Consider the following 17,276-nt stretch of genomic DNA (forward strand, 5'->3'; position numbering starts at 1 on the left):
TCAAAAACTTCATTGGAGATAATGAGCAATCATCAAATAATACACGAAAGCCGTTCTATGCGAAACATAAGCCACCTTTACGAACTCTTAGTGCGCCTCGTCCCAGTTGTCGGCCGCGCGGGCGTCGACCTGCAGCGGAACTCGCAGCGCGACAGCCGGAAGCGGCGCCTCTTCCATCACGCGCTTGACCACCGGCAACGTCTTTTCGACTTCGCCGTCAGGCACTTCGAACACAAGTTCGTCGTGCACCTGCAGCAGCATCTTAGCTGACAGGCTGGCGGCATCGAGCGCCGGCTGAATGCGGATCATCGCGCGGCGGATGATGTCGGCAGCGCTGCCTTGCAAGCGCGCATTGATGGCGGCGCGTTCGTTGAATGCGCGCAATGACGGATTCGATGCCTTGATCTCCGGATAGTGCATCTTGCGGCCGAAGATCGTCGCGACGAAACCGTGGTCGCGGCAGAACGCCTTCGTCTCATCCATGTAGTCGCGGATGCCGGGAAAGCGCTCGAAGTATTTCTTGATATAGGCGCCGGCTTCGTCACGGCCGATCGCGAGCTGGTTGGCGAGGCCGAAAGCCGAGATGCCGTAGATGATGCCGAAGTTGATCGCCTTGGCGCGCCGCCGCACGTCGGACGGCATGTCCTTCACGGGCACGCCGAACATTTCGGACGCCGTCATTGCGTGAATGTCGACACCGTCCTGGAAGGCTTGCCGCAGCGTCGGCACGTTGGCGATCTCGGCGAGGAGCCGTAGCTCGATCTGCGAATAGTCGGCGGAGACGAGCTTGTGTCCCTTCGGCGCAACGAAGGCTTTGCGGATCTTACGTCCGTCCTCGCGGCGGATCGGGATGTTCTGCAAATTCGGCTCGGAGGAGGAGAGGCGGCCCGTCGTCGTCGCGGCGAGCGCGTAGCTCGTGTGCACGCGATTACTCTGCGCATTGACGTAAGTCGGTAGCGCGTCCGTGTAAGTCGACTTGAGCTTCGAGACTTGCCGCCATTCAAGAATGCGTTCCGGCAGAACGTGGCCTTGTTCGGCGAGTTCTTCGAGCACGTTCGCGCGCGTCGACCATGCACCGGTCGCGGTCTTGCTGCCGCCCGGCAACTGCATCTTGCCGAAGAGGATGTCACCGAGTTGCTTCGGACTGCCGAGATTGAAGCGTTCGCCCGCAAGCTCTGCGATCTCGTCGTCAACGCGCGCCATCGTCTGCGCAAAATCGCCGGAGAGCCGCGCCAGCATCGCACGATCGATCGCAATGCCGCTACGTTCCATGCGTGACAGCACCGGCACGAGCGGTCGTTCCAGCGTCTCGTAGACAGTGGTCATGCGCTCCGCGGTGAGGCGCGGCTTGAACACGCGCCACAGCCGCAGCGTCACATCCGCGGCTTCTGCTGCGTAAGCGGCCGCGCGGGTGATGTCGATGTTGTCGAGCGCGACGCGATCGCGGCCCTTGCCGATCAGTTCGCCGTGCTTGAGCCTCGTGTGGCCGAGATGCGCTTCGGCGAGTGAATCGAGCCCATGCGACTCGCGGCCCGCATCGAGCACATACGAGATCAGCTGAATGTCGTCGAAAGACACGACGTCGAGGCCGTGCTGTGCCAGCACCGTGATGTCGGGCTTAAGATCGTGACCGATCTTCATCACGCCCTTGGTGCGCAGCAGCGGCGCAAGCCGCGCGATGACGTCGCGGACAGGCAATTGCCCCGGCGCTAGGCCGCCGCCGGAGAGCAGATCGTTGCCGGCACGATGCCCGACCGGAACGTAAGCAGCGTCGCCTGGCGCGATCGCGAGTGCAATACCGACGATTTCCGCGACCATCGGGTCAGGCGAGGATGTGAGAAGTTCGATCGACAGCACGCCGCCATCGAAAGCGCGCTCGAGGAAGCGCTCGAGCTTCGCGGCGTCGTCGATGATCGTATAGGCCGCGCGATCGATCTTCGCGCTCTTCGCCGTAGCGGCGCGCTGTGCCGCGAGCCCTTGCGGCGTCAGATCGGCGCCGAGGTCGAGATCCTTTTTCGTCTTCGGCTTCGCAGGTGCCGAAGCAGTCGCAGCCGGCTTCTCGTCACTGTCGGGATCGACACCGGCGAGCAGGTCGGCCGTCGCCGAGCCATCCGGCGCAAGCCGCGGATCGGCCTCTACTTGACTTGCGTCGACCTCGTAGAGATCCGACACGCGTTTGGTGATCGCCGTGAATTCCATCGCCTTGAGGAAGCCGAGCAGATGCTTCGCATCGAGCTCCGGTACGACGAGGTCTTCGAGCGGCGTGTCGACCTTCATGTTGCAGTCGAGCGTGACGAGCTTCTTCGAAAGGCGCGCCGCCTCTGCATTCTGCTCCAGCGTCTCGCGCCGCTTCGGCTGCTTGATCTCGGCCGTTCGCGCAAGCAGCGACTCCAGATCGCCGTATTCGTTGATGAGCTGCGATGCGGTCTTGATGCCGATACCCGGCACACCCGGCACGTTGTCGGTCGGATCGCCGATCAGCGCCTGCACGTCCGGCACTTTCTCGGGCGGCACACCGAATTTCTCGATCACGCCGTCGCGGTCGAGCCGGCGTTCGGGCCGATAACCTGGTTTGCCTTTGATGCCGGACTCGAAGTCGTAGAAGGTGACGCCGGGGCGCACCATCTGCATCAGGTCTTTGTCGGACGAGACGATCAGCACTTCGGCGCCGGCGTCGGCTGCCTGGCAGGCATAGGCCGCGATGATGTCGTCGGCCTCGAAGCCGCCTTGCTCGACCGGGATGAGGCCGAACGCGCGCACGGCCTCGCGCATCAGCGGAAACTGCGGGATCAATTCGTCCGGCGGGTCCGGCCGATGCGCTTTGTATTCCGGATAAATCTCTCGGCGGAACGTATCTTCTGTTTTGTCGAAGATGATCGCGAGATGCGTCGGCTTGATGCCGACTGCGCCGTCGCGAATGAACTGCAGTAGCTTGACGCAGAAAAGGCGCACGGCACCAGTCGGCAACCCGTCCGAGCGCGCGTTGTACTTCCGGTCTTGATTCATCGACTGGAAGTAAGCGCGGAAGACGAACGAGGAGCCGTCGACCAGGAAAATGCGGTCGCCTTTTTTGATCGCAGCCATGCGTGCTTTGAGCTTTCTTGGGTACGCCGAGTGGTTACCACCCTGACGGACGCAAGGCCACCCCGGCGCTTATTTGCGCACGCAGATGATGCGCACAGCTGCCATTTTTGCGTCGGTTGTGCCGGTCGCCGCGACCGGAACTTTCTGCGCCGCGAGGAACGCTTTTACGGCGTCCGACGGGATCAGCGTAGCGAAGGAACCGCCGGCCGCACCCGCTACCGCCACAGTGCTGACATCCGCGATACCGAGCATTCTGCCGTTCGCGTCGACGATCGGCGCGCCTGCGAAACCGAGCCCCGGCGTCGGATCGAGCGCGGCGCGCGCACCTGTCCCGGCAACGAAGCGCAGCGGTAGCGTCGAGACATTTCCGCCTCCGCTTTGCCGATCCGGATCGGCAACACCCACGAGCGTGCCGCTCGGCGCAGAACTCGCATCACCGAGCGCAAGCGGTTTCACATCGCGCGCACCGTAAACGCGTAGTAGTGCAAGCCCGCGATCCTTGTCCTCGGCAACGCGATCAGCCGGACCATAGCCCGCGATCGTGTAAGTCTGACAGGCCTCGGTCATCTCGCGCGACGTGATGATGTGGCCGTCCGCGCTAACGAACGCGCCGCTGCCGTATTCGATCTTGCGGCGGGGCGGCGGCAGGTTCGCGATCGGCGTTGCCGGGAAGGCCTGATAGGTGCTCGCCATCGCGACCGTGACCGGCTCCATGATGGTGTCGACGGCCTGATCGTAGACAATCGAAAAGCCGCGCACTTCGCCGCCTTTGAATTGCCCGCGCATGTAGAGTTTCTTGAGGCCGCGCATGCCCGAGATCGTGAAGGCGTCGCCGCGGATCACGTTGTAGGTGATCTTGCTGTCCGGCACTTTCCGTTGCGCGTCGTAAACCGCCGCTAGCGTTGTCGACGGCTCCGCGATGCGGAAGCTCTCGATCACGACATCGCTCTGCGCGGACGAATAACGCGACGTGCTTCCGGCGACGGCGGTGTTCGGTGTCGTCTTGGTCGGAATGCCGATGCGTGCACCGGTCGCAAGGTCGTCGACGATACGCCAGCCGACGGCGTCGCGCTTCGCGCGCGCCGCAGCGGCGAGTTGTCCGCGTTCCTTGGGATTGAGAACGCCAGTCTCCTTCGTGCCGAGCCGCTTCTGAAAAGCTTTCACGGCCGCGATGGCGCGCGCGCCGAAATCTGCGGTGGCGAGGCCGTTATATTCGCCGCTCCAGATGAGGTCGGTCTGGATCGCGATGCGCTCGGCTTCCGGCAGCGCGACATAGGACGCCGCGACCGGGTCCTGCGGCTTGGCGGCGGCAGGCGGCTGTCCCTGAGCCGGGCGTGCGGGAGGCTTCGGGGGTTGCCGCTGCGATTGCGGTTGCGTCTGCGCCAACGCCGTCGTGGCAGCAAAACTGAAGAATAGGGCGGCGCCGACCAGCCTCATCGTGGACCTCTGTGGTTCTTGGCTCGCCAAGCTAGCGGAACGATCCGGGCGGGAAAACGGCTTGTGTGTGGAAATCCAGACGATATATCCGCCGTGTAGCCTGGATGGAGCGAAGCACAATCCAGGATCGTCCTGTGGCCCCGGATTTCGCTGCGCTCCATCCGGGCTACGTCGAGTGCACAATGTTCTCTGCCGAGGAACTCGAGCGCTATGCGCGCCACATCGTCATGCGCGAGGTCGGCGGGCCCGGTCAGGCGAAGCTGAAGGTTGCGCGCGTGCTGATCGTCGGTGCCGGTGGCCTCGGCGCTCCCGCGCTCATGTATCTCGCTGCCGCGGGCGTCGGCACCCTAGGCATCATCGATGACGACGTCGTGTCGCTCTCGAACCTGCAGCGGCAGATCATTCACGCGACGCCGGATGTCGACCGGCCGAAGGTCGAGAGCGCTGCCGAGAAGATCGCGGCGCTTAACCCGCACGTTCGAGTCGTGACGCATGCGACGCGGCTGAACGCCGCCAACGCGATCGAGATCATCTCGCAGTACGATATCGTGATGGATGGCGCCGACAATTTCGCGACACGCTATCTTGTCTCCGACGCTTGTTACTTCGCGAAGCGTCCGCTGGTCACTGCCGCTGTCGGAATTTTCGACGGCACGCTCACGACGATCCGCGCGCACGAGAAACGCGCCGACGGAACGCTGAACCCGACTTATCGCTGCTTGTTCCCTGAGCCGCCGGAGCCCGGCACGGTGCCGGCCTGCGCGGAAGCAGGCATTCTTGGCGCACTCACGGGCGTCGTCGGTTCGATGATGGCGCTCGAAGTTATCCGCGAAATCGTTGGATTCGGCGAAGGCCTTGTCGGCCGCATGCTGATGATCGACGCGCGCGCGATGCGTTTCGCGACACTCGATTACGGTTACGACGCGGACAATCCGCTCACCGGCACGAACGCCGGCATACGAGACTTATCGGTGCATCAGTAACTGGTCATTCCGGGGCGCGTGCGCGCAAGCGCTCGCGAGCCCGGAATCCATAATCACAGCAATTCACAGTTGAGCACAGGGATTATGGATCCCGGCACTCGCGGTTTGCTTCGCAAACTCACTCGGCGGGATGACAGCCGAGAGCTAACGGCTCCACGTCGCGACGTTGGCCGGGCCGCGCATCACGGTCCATTTGTTCGCACCGGCGACGACGAGCGTGAAGCAACTCTGCTTCGCGTTTTTCCAGATCGTGCAGAAGCCGTCCTTCGAGAGTTTCCACGTGCCTTCACCTCTGGTACCGGACTTGCCCACAGGATCGCGCGTCACCTTTCCGTCCGGCGTGAAAGTCAGTTTGAATTCGATCTTGGACGGTGTCGTCGCCGTGAAGGCTTTGCCGTCGAAGAACGAAGTTTGAATCTCGGTCGGTGTCAGGCGCGTCGCCGCCATGGCGCAGGTCGCGGCGAATATCGCGGTGAGGCTCAGCAACATCGCGGAGAGGACGCGCATGGTCGTAAGGTCCCGGACAAGGATTCGGCAGCGTGATGCTACCATTCGCCGCGTCGCCTCTCATCAGCAATCTCGGGAGGCGATGTGCGGTCAGCCACGAGACGGACACAACTGCTTCCTACAACGGGTCGATCGGTCGTCGCTTCGTCTGCGCGCCGATGCGAAACGGAAAGCGAATCAGAGGGTTAGCCCCCTTTCGGCGTCCTCATGTCTCGTTCACCTTCGCGGTCTAGGGTTGATGCGAATCGCGTTGTGTTCGGCGTTCGCGAACCCGCCCGGCGTTCCGGGGTTGTTCAGTGGCTGCTCATTGGCAGCGTAGGGGAGCCGACCGTTGAGTTTTGACCGGTCATTCAAACGTCTCGGCAGCGCCGCGCTCATCGCGGTCGCAATCGCGTGGGGCGTTCCGCAACCTGCAGCAGCGCAAGGCTTGCTCGGCGAGATCTTCGGCGCGCTCGGCATCGGCCGCCAGCCGCAGCGCTCGACACCTGACAATCCGGGTGACGACCGTTATCCGCAAAATCCAGGCGGCTACCCGGATGCCGAACCGCGCCAGACTGCCGGCAGCGGCGTTTCATGCGTGCGCCTCTGCGACGGCCGTCACTTCCCGGTGCCGCGCTCGGTCTCCGGCCGCGCACTGGACAGCGCGCAGGTGTGCGCGGCGCTCTGCCCGCAGGCGGAGACGAAGGTCTTCAACGGCTCCAACATGCAATACGCGTCCGCGAACGACGGCTCGCGCTACAGCGATCTGCCGAACGCGTTCGTCTATCGCGATCGCAATGTCGATAACTGCACTTGCACGGGCAAAGGTCCGGGCGGTCTCGCGCAGATCGATGTCGAATCCGATCCGACATTGCGCGCCGGCGATGTCGTGATGCTGGCGACCGGTCCGACGCAGTTCCGCGGCTCCAATCAATTCCCGTATCGGACGGCCGACTTCACGCCGATCGGCGACATCAACAAAGCCAACCAGGCGCTGAAGCAGAAGCTCTCGGAGATTCAAGTAGACCCGTCGGCCGTGCCGGCCACACCGGCGTCGCGGCTCGATCCGAGCGCCGCACAGCCGCAGCAGGCCGCGCCGCCGCCGCAACAACGTCCACGCCCGCAGGCTCCGCAGCCGCAGCCGCAGCGCTCCGGCTTCCCATTCTTCCCGTTCTTCAACTAAGCAGCGTTCACTCGCGCAGCGCTGCCGCAACCGTGTCGGCGATAGAAATTGCGCTCGTTAGTCCTGGCGACTCGATCCCGAACAGATTGACGAGCCGCGCGACGCCGTGCTGCTCCGGCGTTTCGATCACGAAATCCGCCGCCGTCTCGCCGGGCCCCGTGAGCTTGGGGCGAATGCCGGCATAGTCCGGTACGAGCGTATCGTCCGGCAATCCCGGCCAATAAGTGCGGATGCGTGCGTAGAACGACTCCGCGCGCGCCGGATTCACGGCGTAGAACTCCTCGTCGATCCACTCGACATCCGGTCCAAACCGCATGCGGCCGGCGAGGTCGAGCGTCACGTGCGTACCAAGACCGCCGTCGACCGGCGCCGGGTAGATCAGATGGCGAAACACCGGGCGCCCCGTGTAGCCGAAATAGTTGCCCTTCGCGAAGACGAGACGCGGCACACGCGCCTGCGGATAACTCTCGGTCACGCGCGCGACAGCCTGCGCACCAAGGCCCGCGCTGTTGACGACAGCGTCGGCAAGCATCGGCTCCTCGTCGCCCGCAACATAAACGTCCCAGCCCGCAGCCGTCGGCACAAGACGCTCAACCTTCGCGCCGAATGCGATCATGCCGCCGCGGTCTTCCATGTCGCCCTGGAAGGCGAGCATGAGCGCATGACTGTCGATGATGCCTGTTTGCGGCGACAGCATCGCGCCGACGGAAAAGAGCTCGGGCTCGAGCGCGCGGATCGCGTTGGCGCCGATGAACGTGAGATCTTCGACGCCGTTCTTCAGACCTTGCGCGTGAATGGTCTCGATTTTCTTCAACTCGGCATCGTTGGTCGCGACGATGAGCTTGCCGCATTTCTTGTGCGGCACGCCGTGCGAGACGCAGAAATCGTAGAGCATGCGGCGGCCGCGAATACAGTGTTCGGCGCGCACCGAATCCGTCGGGTAGTACATGCCGGCGTGGATGACTTCGCTGTTGCGCGAGGAGACGCCGTTGCCGATGCCGAGCGTCGCTTCAGCGACAATCACGTCGTGCCCGTCGCGCGCGAGCGCGCGACCGCAGGCGAGCCCAACCACACCAGCACCGATCACCAGAACTTGCATCACGCCACCAAAGAAAAAGGCCCGGATCGCTCCGAGCCTTTGTCGTGAAGAAGATACAACCGCGGGTCAAGCCCGCTTAAAATCACTCGGCCGCGATCTTTACTTCCGGCTGCGCTGCGCGGATATCCGCATCGACGTGCTTTTCGAACTTCTCGAAGTTCTTCTGGAACATGCGGACCAGCTTCTTCGCGGTCTCGTCGAATTCCTTCGGGTCAGCCCACGTCTTCGACGGATCGAGCAGCTTGGCATCGACGCCCGGAACGGAGACCGGCACGGCGAAGCCGAAATACGGGTCGGTGCGGAATTCGACATTCTTCAGCGAGCCGTCGAGCGCTGCTGTCACAAGTGCGCGCGTCGCCTTGATCGGCATGCGGTGGCCGACGCCGTAGATGCCGCTGGTCCAACCCGAATTGACGAGCCAGCAATCGACCTTGTGTTCCGCGATCAGCTTCTTGAGCAACTGGCCGTATTCGGTCGGGTGTCGCGGCAGGAACGGCGAGCCGAAGCAGGTGGAAAATTCCGGCTCGACACCGACGAGACCCTTTTCGGTGCCGGCGACCTTCGCGGTGTAGCCCGAGAGGAAGTGATACATCGCCTGCGACGGCGTCAGCTTGGCGATCGGCGGCATGACGCCGAAGGCGTCGGCGGCCAGCATGATGATGTTCTTCGGATGACCGGCGCGGCCGGTCTTCGAAGCATTCGGAATGTAGTGCAGCGGATAAGCCGAACGCGTGTTTTCGGTCTTCGACTGATCCGTGAAATCCGGAAGGCGCGTGTCCGCGTTGATCGGCACGTTTTCCAGCACGCTGCCGAAGCGGTTTGTCGCCGCGAAGATCTCAGGCTCGGCTTCCGCCGAGAGATTGATCGTCTTTGCGTAGCAACCGCCTTCGAAGTTGAAGATGCCTTCCGGCGACCAGCCGGTTTCGTCGTCACCGATCAGCGTGCGCGCTGCGTCAGCCGAGAGCGTCGTTTTGCCGGTGCCCGAGAGGCCGAAGAACAACGCCGAGTCGCCCTTCGAGCCGACATTCGCCGAGCAGTGCATCGGCATGATCGCTTTACCAGGCAGATAGTAATTGAGCGTCGTGAAGACCGACTTCTTCATCTCGCCGGCGTAGCTCGAGTTACCGATAAGAACGATCTTGCGCGAGAAGTCGATCGCTATGATCGTTTCGGAACGCACACCGTGACGTTTCGGGTCGGCCTTGAACGACGGCAAGTCGACGATGGTGAGCTCCGGCGTGAAGCTCGCAAGTTCTTTGCGCTCCGGGCGGATCAGCATGGTGCGGATGAACAGCGAGTGCCAGGCGAGTTCGGTGTAGACGCGCGTCTTGATGCGGTGTGCCGGATCGGCGCCGCCATACAAGTCTTGCGCGAACAGCTCTCTGCCCGTCGCGTGCGCAATGAAGTCTTCGTGCAATGCGTTGAACTGCTCCGGCGTGATCTTGCCGTTGTTGTCCCACCACACGGTGTCCTTCGTCATCGCGTCAATGACGACGAACTTGTCCTTCGGCGATCGGCCAGTGTGCTGGCCAGTGTCGGCCGTTAGTGCGCCATCCGCGGTCAATTCGGCCTCACCACGCCGCACCGACTCTTCGACGAGCGGGGCTTCGGTGAGATTCCAGTGGACGGCTTTCAAGTCTTTGAAGCCGAATTTGTCAGCGCCGAACGCGGTGTTTTTCACCCCGGTTTCTTTCAACGAAGCACCCTCCGTGAGCGAGCTCCCTGGCTTCGCCCGATTATGCATCAAATCATTGCGGAGCCGCAGCGTTCCCGCTCGGCCCCGCAAAAAAGGTGGCGGACCATAGTCTTTGGGCCGCATCATGCCAAGCAGACTTTGGGCCACTTGTATGATGTGCAGTGCGATATAATCCGGTACAGGAAATACCGTTTAAGGCCAGAGTCTTACGGACTCGCTAAGACGGTCCCGTACGAGCCTTCTTCACCAGCTCGACCAGCGTCGTCCTAATTTCAAGCCGGCTCGTGATCGGCGTGTCGAAAAAGATGCGGCCGGTCGCATCGCCAAGCGCAAGATCGCAGCCTTCCGGATCAATCCCGGTCAGCCGCCAGCCACCGTCCCGCAGCTTGAGCAGACGCGTCGCATAGAGGCGCACAGCATCGCTATGGTCTTCGTTCATGTGGGCGACAGCAGCGGCTTCTCCGACGACAACTTCCGAGGCTCTGGACACATCGGTTAGGAGCTGTGCGGCCGGCAGATCGGCTGCCTTGGCAAATCCGCCATTGAGATGGGCCGAGGCTACGTCCATCCGCCAGAACGCAAAATCACCAAAGCCAGCATAGGTTTCCGCTTTCGGATGTCGGGCGAGGAAACGGGCGCGAACATTGGCGTCGCCGGTCGGCGCCATCGTTCCGAGCACGGTCAGCCGCGGATGTGCCAACGGATCGCCTTTGCCGGTCGCAGCAAGGAGGATGGAGCAGCGGCCGTCGGCCTCTAGATTCGCGGTGTGCGTCGAGAGCCGGGACACCAGAATAATGGGCGACCCGTCCGCATCGGTCGCGACATTCACCAGCGAGGCGAAAGGATGCCCGGTGTTACGATCAATCGTCGCCAGGGTTCCGCCGCGAATCGCGCGAAGCAGCTCTTTCGCGCCGCGCACCGGGTCGAAATCCGCCGGCGGTTGAGCGTTCTCCGGCAAGCGGTCCGGCATAACGCCGGGCAGGGTCGATGTCGTCATTCGAGTGGGCCGCCTCTGCGTCGTAAGATCTAAGATCGAGAAAGTCGCCGATACTGCATGGTTATCCAGAACGGCGCCACGACCGGGAGTTGTCTTCGGCGCTTTGATTTTGCTACGTTTTTGACCTCCAAACAGGGGCCGAAGGTAACATTGTCACATTTCGGCCTCGCTTTACTCGCTTCAAAGCGCCGCTTCAGATATTTTTCCGTCGGCATTGAACCTGATCTTCGCCGCAACCGACCAATGCAGGCCCGTGTTAGAAAGACTGTCACCTTGGGCTCACACGTCGTAACAGCGTCCCGCTGCCACGAGGTACGACCGTGAGTTCGCCTCCAGAAAGGCAAAGTATGCCGACGATTGCGCTGGTCGACGACGACCGCAACATTCTCACCTCGGTTTCGATCGCTCTCGAAGCCGAAGGCTACCGGATCATGACGTATACGGACGGAGCGACCGCGCTTGATGGTTTCAAGACCTCGCCGCCGGATCTCGCCATCCTCGACATCAAGATGCCGCGCATGGACGGCATGGAGCTTCTCCGCCGACTGCGTCAGAAGACCGACATGCCGGTGATCTTCCTCACCTCTAAGGATGAGGAAATCGACGAGTTGTTCGGCCTCAAGATGGGCGCCGACGATTTCATCCGGAAACCTTTCTCGCAACGTTTGCTGGTCGAACGCGTCAAGGCGATCCTGCGCCGCGTCGCGCCGAAAGACGGCACGCCGATCAAGGAAACCGATGCCGCTAAGGTTCTTGAGCGCGGACTGCTCCGCATGGATCCGGAGCGTCACACCTGCACGTGGAAAGGCGAGCCCGTCACACTGACCGTGACCGAGTTTCTCATTCTTCAATCGTTGGCGACACGTCCCGGCGTCGTGAAGAGCCGCAACGCGCTGATGGATGCGGCCTACGACGATCAGGTTTATGTCGACGATCGCACCATCGACAGCCACATCAAGCGGCTGCGCAAGAAGTTCAAGGTCGCCGAAGACTCGTTCGACATGATCGAGACGCTGTACGGCGTCGGCTATCGCTTCAAGGAAGCGTGACGGGCGTTTCTGCGCCACGCGCATTCGCGGCGCGAATGCGTTAAATGGAGCGCGGCCGATTTGGCCGCGCGGGAATTGAGAGTTTGCTCGACCGGACGACGGGTGAAAGCACGGGCACGAAAAACGGCTCCACGGTGCAAACCGCGGAGACGCGCGGGCCTATGCGCCGTTTCGGCTGGCTCCGGCGTTTCGGCCGTTTTCTCTTCGCGCAAGTGTTCTCGTCGCTCACGCGGCGCATCGTCTCGCTCAACATCGCGGGGCTGCTCGCACTCGTTGTCGGCATTCTGTATCTCTCGCAATTCCGAGCCGGCCTCATCGACGCGCGTGTGCAGAGCTTGCTCGTGCAGAGCGAGATTATCGCGGGCGCGATCGCGGCGTCCGCCACGGTAGACACCGACGCAATCACGATCGATCCCGACAAGCTCGTCGAGCTGCAGACCGGCGAGACCTATGGTCCGGACGATCCCGCGACACAACTCGAATTTCCGATCAACCCGGAACGCGTCACGCCGATTTTGCGACGCCTCATCTCGCCGACGAATACGCGCGCGCGCATCTACGATCGCGAAGGTTCGCTCGTTCTCGACAGCCGCAATCTCTACGGCCGCGGCGACGTGCTGCGCTTCGATCTTCCGGCGCCGACCGCGGAACGCCGCAAGTTCTTCGAGAAGCTTTGGATCAGCATCCGCAAGTGGTTCGGGCGCGGCGATCTTCCGGCTTACGTCGAACTCGGGCCGGGTAACGGCAAAGGCTACCCGGAAGTCGAACTCGCGCTCGGCGGACAGAAGGCCAGCATCGTCCGCATGACGGATCGCGGTGACGCGATCGTCTCCGTCGCGGTGCCGATCCAACGTTTCCGCGCCGTGCGTGGCGCGCTGCTGTTGTCGACGCAGGGCGGCGACATCGACCAGATCGTCGAGGCCGAGCGTCTGGCGATTCTGAAAATCTTTTTGATCGCCGCCGGCGTGATGGTGCTGCTCTCGGTGCTGCTCGCCGGCACTATCGCGGGACCGGTACGGCGTCTCGCCGAAGGCGCCGAACGTGTGCGCCGGCGTATCCGCGGCCGCGTCGAGATCCCAGACTTCACCAATCGCCGCGACGAGATCGGCCATTTGTCCGGCGCACTGCGCGATATGACGAAGTCGCTCTACAGCCGCATCGAAGCGATCGAGAGTTTTGCGGCGGACGTTTCGCACGAACTGAAAAATCCGCTCACGTCTCTTCGCTCCGCAGTGGAAACGTTGCCGCTCGCCAAAAGCGACGACAGCCGCAAGCGCTTGCTCGCTGTCATCGAACACGACGTGCGCCGCCTCGACCGCCTGATCACCGACATCTCCGATGCGAGCCGCCTCGATGCCGAGCTTCAGCGTCAAGAAGCGGAAGCTGTCGATCTCGTTCGGTTGCTCAACATGGTCGTCAACGTCGCGAACGAAGTGAAGCGCGACGACGAGATTCAGATCAAGCTCGCGCTTGAAGGCGATCCGAAGAAGCTCGTCGTGCCGGGGCACGACTCGCGCCTCGGTCAAGTCGTCGACAATATTATCGGCAACGCCCGCTCCTTCGCGCCCGATCGCAGCACGGTTCGCGTGTCCGCTCGCCGCCTCGGTGCCGAGGCCGAGATCGTTGTCGACGACGACGGCCCGGGCATTCGGCCGGACGCGTTGGAGAAGATCTTCGAGCGCTTCTACACGGATCGTCCCGATCAGGCTTACGGACAGAATTCGGGTCTCGGTCTTTCGATCTCCAAGCAGATCATCGAAGCGCATGGCGGCCGCATCTGGGCCGAGAACCGGACGATCCCGACGCCGGGCGGCGAGTCGCGCATCGTCGGCGCACGCTTCACGGTCGTGCTGCCCGCCGCGTGATTGTGACGAGCAACCAAACTATCCACGCGACCGCAGTCCTCGTAGGCGCACGTGCGTTGCTGATCCGGGGTGCGTCCGGCAGCGGAAAGACGACGCTTGCGTTGCGTCTCATCGCGGCGAGCGAGCAGGGGCTTCTGCCATTCGCGCGACTCGTTGCCGATGACCGCGTCTATCTCGATGTCGCCGGTGATCGGTTGATCGCGCGCGTGCCGGAGCCAATCGCCGGAATGATCGAAGTGCGCGGTGAGGGCATTCGCCATATTCCTTATGAGCAGTGCGCCGTCGTCGGCTGGGTTACGGATCTCGCATCGCCTGATGCGGAACGCATGCCGGAGACAACCATAACCGCCGAAATCAGCGGGATTCGGCTGCCGCGATACGCTTTTCCCTCTTGCGCCGATCCGCTACCCGTGCTGCTAGCAGCGCTCCGCGTGGCATAAAGTCACGCGGCTAAGGGGTTGTCCTTGGGTGGCCAAGTATCAAATTTGTGACGTAGGGTCTTGCCTCTCGCGACCGTCTTGCGATGATGGCGCCCGTGCGCGGCTCATGCCGCCAGGATTGTGAATGATCGGATTGGTTCTCGTAACCCATGGCCGGTTGGCCGCCGAGTTCAGAGCGGCGCTGGAACATGTGGTGGGTCCTCAGCGACAGGTTGAGTCTGTCATGATCGGACCGGAAGACGACGTCGAACAACGGCGTCGCGATATCATCGATGCGGTTCAGCGTGTCGACACCGGTGACGGCGTCGCGATCCTGACCGACATGTTCGGCGGCACGCCGTCGAACCTTGCAATCTCCGTGATGGGTCGTCCCGGAGTCGAAGTGATCGCTGGCATCAACCTGCCGATGCTCATCAAACTCGCGAAAGTGCGCGACGTTGCGCCGCTCGCGCAAGTTGTGGCGCAGGCGCAGGAAGCCGGCCGCAAATACATCACGATCGCGAGCCGGGTGCTCGCCGGCAAATGAGCGAAGCGAACGGCCAACCGCTCGTCCGCGAGCTCCCGATCCTCAACAAAAAAGGCTTGCACGCCCGCGCTTCGGCGAAATTCGTGCAGACGGTCGAAAATTTTCCCGATGCCGAAGTGAAGGTGACGCGCAACGGCGAGACTGTGCACGGCTCATCGATCATGGGTCTCATGATGCTGTCGGCCGGCATCGGCTCGTCGATCACGGTCGAGACCAGCGGCGCGCAAGCCGCAGAAGCGATGGCCGCGATCGAGGCCTTGCTCGCCGACCGCTTCCACGAGGAAGAATAACCGTGATATAGTCTTCGCATGATCAACAAACTGAAAGATGTCTTGGATCGCGCGAAAGACTGGCCTGAAGAAGACAAGGCTGAGCTGCTCGAGATCGCCGAGGCGATCGAAACGCGACATAGTCGGACGTACGACGCTTCCGAAGAGGAGCTTCGCGCTATCGAGGACGCGGAGCGCAGCGGAATTGCAAACCCAAAAGATATAGAAAAGGCTTTCCGACTATTTCGGCGTGCGTGACGTTCAATTTTCAATCCGCGCCGAGAAAGATCTGGGCGAAATCGCCTTGGCCAGCAAAGTGTTCAGTCCCGCATCCAGTGCGCTTCTCGAAATCCGTATCCAACGAGCCATCGCCCATATCGCGGCTTATCCGGGCGCCGCGCCATGTTTGACCACTCGTCCCGACATTCGCATGTTTTCGCTGGTTCGGTATCCTTTCAAAATCTACTATCGCGCGCGGCGTAGCAGTGTTCTGATCCTTCACATTCGGCATGCTTCGAGACGTCCATGGAAGCTGTGATTTGCCCTAAGGTGCCATGCTGATCGGCGAGAAATCCTGGAACCAGTTTTGCGCTTGTACGAAGCCTTTCACCTTGGGGTTGATCGCGCGCGCGTTGACGTCATGCGTCACCATGAGGAAAAGCGCTTCGTCGACAAACTTCTCATGCACCTTCTGCAGCACCTTATTCTGCTCCGCCGGATCGAACGCGGAACGCACGTCGGCGAGCAGCTTGTCCATCTCAGGATCGCAGTAGAAACCCCAATTGGTGCCGCCCGGAGGCGCGAGGTTGCACTGCGCGTGACGAATGAAGCCCGTGAACGGATCCTGGATGAAGTAAGAGTAGTTCATTGCGGCGGCGCCGCGTGAGCTGTCGTGCTTCGCGCCGGCACGCCAAATGTTGATCAGCGTATTCCAGTCGACGACTTCGAGCTCGATCTGAATGCCGACTTCGGCGAGGCTTTGCTGCAGATATTCGTTCATCGGCAGCGGCTGCATTTGGCCGGAGCCTGAACCCGAAATAAGCACCTTCGTTTTCAGCGGCTTCTGCGGCCCGTAGCCGGCTTCCGCCATCAGCTTCTTTGCCTCCGCGACATCGTAACGAACTTTGAACGTCGGATTGCCGAACCACTGATGCCCCGGCGGGAAGAAGCCTTGTGCCGGGATCATCAACCCCGACAGCATCTCGCTCATGCCGGCGCGATCGACCGCGAGGTTCGCGGCCTTGCGCACGCGGATGTCGTTCCACGGTGAACCTTCGGTGCGTGAAAGATGCCATGTCCAATTATGCGGATATGCGTTGGTGACAATCTGCATCTTCGCCGATTTCAAGGCCGGCACAGCATCCGGCGGCGGCGCTTCGATCCAGTCGACCTGTCCCGAACGCAGAGCCGCGACGCGCGCGTTGCCTTCCGGCAGCGGCAGCAGGACGAGACGATCGAGCTTCGGCACGCGCTTCTTGTCCCAATAGTCTTTGTTGGGAACCATCTCGGCGCGCTCGCGCGGCGTGAACTTCTCGAGCTTCCACGGTCCGGTGCCGGACGGCGTGCGCGCAAACGCATCCCAACTCTTGCCGACCTTCTCGAACTGCGCCGGCGACGAGAACATGATCCACGCGATCTGATACGGCAGCGTCGCGTCAGGCGTCTTTGTGGTGATCTCGACCGTCATCGGATCGATCGCGCGATACGATGCGACCGCTGGGATGCGCGTGAGGCCCTGACCGGATTGGCGGGGATCGAACTGCGGAGAGTCCTTCTTGATGATCTTGTCGAGATTCCACACCACTGCGTCGGCGTTGAAGTCCGAGCCGTCATGAAATTTTACGCCCTCGCGCAGCTTGAAAACCCATTTCGTTTTGTCAGCGGCGTCCGCCGCCCAGCTGGTCGCTAAGCCCGGCGTCAGGTCGGACGCTTTATCGGCACGCGAGAGGTCCCAATTGATGAGCGCGTCGTAGACCGTGTAGCCCATGAAACGCATGCCCTCGCCGCCGTTGTCGGTCTGGCCAGTGGTCAGCGGTATGTCGGACGCCGTCATCCCGATCCGCAGCGTACCCTGAGCAAGCACCGGTGCCCCTGTGATGAAAACGCAGGCAGCGGCGATGGCGAGGCGCGGAAAGTTCATTGTTTTCAACTCCCGGTGGCAG

General features: G+C 62.2%; 16 protein-coding genes. 9 read left to right on the top strand and 7 right to left on the bottom strand.

The annotated features are described in order from the left end of the window. Positions 1-87 precede the first annotated feature (87 nt). Together polA and GJW30_RS09000 are read right to left on the bottom strand one after the other, a co-directional pair. A complete protein-coding gene (gene polA, locus GJW30_RS08995) occupies positions 88-3,084 on the bottom strand; it encodes a DNA polymerase I (protein ID WP_096354432.1) in 2,997 nt (998 codons plus the stop codon). Between the two features lie 69 nt (positions 3,085-3,153). Next, on the bottom strand, positions 3,154-4,521 hold the full coding sequence (locus tag GJW30_RS09000; protein WP_096354434.1) for a serine protease: 1,368 nt from the start codon (positions 4,519-4,521) through the stop codon (positions 3,154-3,156). A 182-nt stretch (positions 4,522-4,703) separates the two neighbouring features. On the opposite strand from GJW30_RS09000, the gene GJW30_RS09005 reads away from it, so the two are divergent. Continuing rightward, positions 4,704-5,504, top strand: coding sequence for a HesA/MoeB/ThiF family protein (locus GJW30_RS09005; RefSeq protein ID WP_096354437.1), 801 nt, complete (start codon positions 4,704-4,706; stop codon positions 5,502-5,504). A 144-nt stretch (positions 5,505-5,648) separates the two neighbouring features. Here GJW30_RS09005 and GJW30_RS09010 read toward each other — a convergent pair whose 3' ends face one another. Further along, positions 5,649-6,011 (bottom strand): hypothetical protein, encoded by a 363-nt coding sequence (locus tag GJW30_RS09010; protein ID WP_096354440.1) that lies wholly within the window; start codon positions 6,009-6,011, stop codon positions 5,649-5,651. Positions 6,012-6,342: 331 nt separating this feature from the next. Here GJW30_RS09010 and GJW30_RS09015 point away from each other — a divergent pair, with 331 nt between their 5' ends. Further along, complete coding sequence (locus tag GJW30_RS09015; RefSeq protein ID WP_096354442.1) at positions 6,343-7,173, top strand: DUF2865 domain-containing protein; 831 nt, start codon at positions 6,343-6,345, stop codon at positions 7,171-7,173. Positions 7,174-7,180: 7 nt separating this feature from the next. On the opposite strand, the gene GJW30_RS09020 is transcribed toward GJW30_RS09015, so the two are convergent. The 3 genes from GJW30_RS09020 to GJW30_RS09030 form a co-directional block, all read right to left on the bottom strand. Then, positions 7,181-8,272, bottom strand: coding sequence for an NAD(P)/FAD-dependent oxidoreductase (locus GJW30_RS09020; RefSeq protein WP_096354445.1), 1,092 nt, complete (start codon positions 8,270-8,272; stop codon positions 7,181-7,183). 82 nt (positions 8,273-8,354) lie between these two features. After that, entirely contained in the window at positions 8,355-9,968 is a 1,614-nt protein-coding gene (locus tag GJW30_RS09025; protein WP_096358743.1) for a phosphoenolpyruvate carboxykinase, read from the bottom strand. Positions 9,969-10,185: 217 nt separating this feature from the next. Continuing rightward, the gene (locus GJW30_RS09030; protein WP_096358744.1) at positions 10,186-10,938 is read right to left on the bottom strand and encodes a HugZ family pyridoxamine 5'-phosphate oxidase; all 753 of its coding nucleotides are present in this window, start codon (positions 10,936-10,938) and stop codon (positions 10,186-10,188) included. Positions 10,939-11,312: 374 nt separating this feature from the next. On the opposite strand from GJW30_RS09030, the gene GJW30_RS09035 reads away from it, so the two are divergent. The 7 genes from GJW30_RS09035 to GJW30_RS23195 all read left to right on the top strand — a co-directional run bounded on the left by GJW30_RS09035 (position 11,313) and on the right by GJW30_RS23195 (position 15,652). Continuing rightward, on the top strand, positions 11,313-12,014 hold the full coding sequence (locus GJW30_RS09035; RefSeq protein WP_096354448.1) for a response regulator transcription factor: 702 nt from the start codon (positions 11,313-11,315) through the stop codon (positions 12,012-12,014). A 161-nt stretch (positions 12,015-12,175) separates the two neighbouring features. Next, positions 12,176-13,879, top strand: coding sequence for a sensor histidine kinase (locus GJW30_RS09040; protein WP_245408701.1), 1,704 nt, complete (start codon positions 12,176-12,178; stop codon positions 13,877-13,879). Positions 13,880-13,881: 2 nt separating this feature from the next. Next, positions 13,882-14,319, top strand: coding sequence for an HPr kinase/phosphorylase (locus tag GJW30_RS09045; RefSeq protein WP_096358745.1), 438 nt, complete (start codon positions 13,882-13,884; stop codon positions 14,317-14,319). Between the two features lie 124 nt (positions 14,320-14,443). After that, on the top strand, positions 14,444-14,845 hold the full coding sequence (locus tag GJW30_RS09050; RefSeq protein ID WP_096354453.1) for a PTS sugar transporter subunit IIA: 402 nt from the start codon (positions 14,444-14,446) through the stop codon (positions 14,843-14,845). Beyond that, positions 14,842-15,135 carry an HPr family phosphocarrier protein gene (locus GJW30_RS09055; protein WP_096354456.1) on the top strand — a complete coding sequence of 98 codons (294 nt, stop codon included), beginning with the start codon at positions 14,842-14,844 and terminating at the stop codon, positions 15,133-15,135. Before GJW30_RS09050 ends, GJW30_RS09055 begins: the two co-directional genes overlap by 4 nt. An 18-nt stretch (positions 15,136-15,153) precedes the next feature. Next, entirely contained in the window at positions 15,154-15,372 is a 219-nt protein-coding gene (locus GJW30_RS09060; RefSeq protein WP_096354459.1) for a hypothetical protein, read from the top strand. A gap of 58 nt (positions 15,373-15,430) precedes the next feature. Next, positions 15,431-15,652 carry a type II toxin-antitoxin system RelE/ParE family toxin gene (locus tag GJW30_RS23195; RefSeq protein ID WP_430727122.1) on the top strand — a complete coding sequence of 74 codons (222 nt, stop codon included), beginning with the start codon at positions 15,431-15,433 and terminating at the stop codon, positions 15,650-15,652. A gap of 6 nt (positions 15,653-15,658) precedes the next feature. Here GJW30_RS23195 and GJW30_RS09070 read toward each other — a convergent pair whose 3' ends face one another. Beyond that, positions 15,659-17,254 carry an ABC transporter substrate-binding protein gene (locus GJW30_RS09070; RefSeq protein ID WP_096358746.1) on the bottom strand — a complete coding sequence of 532 codons (1,596 nt, stop codon included), beginning with the start codon at positions 17,252-17,254 and terminating at the stop codon, positions 15,659-15,661. Positions 17,255-17,276 lie beyond the last annotated feature (22 nt).

This window comes from Variibacter gotjawalensis, assembly GCF_002355335.1.
In the GTDB taxonomy this organism is placed as follows: Bacteria; Pseudomonadota; Alphaproteobacteria; order Rhizobiales; family Xanthobacteraceae; genus Variibacter; species Variibacter gotjawalensis.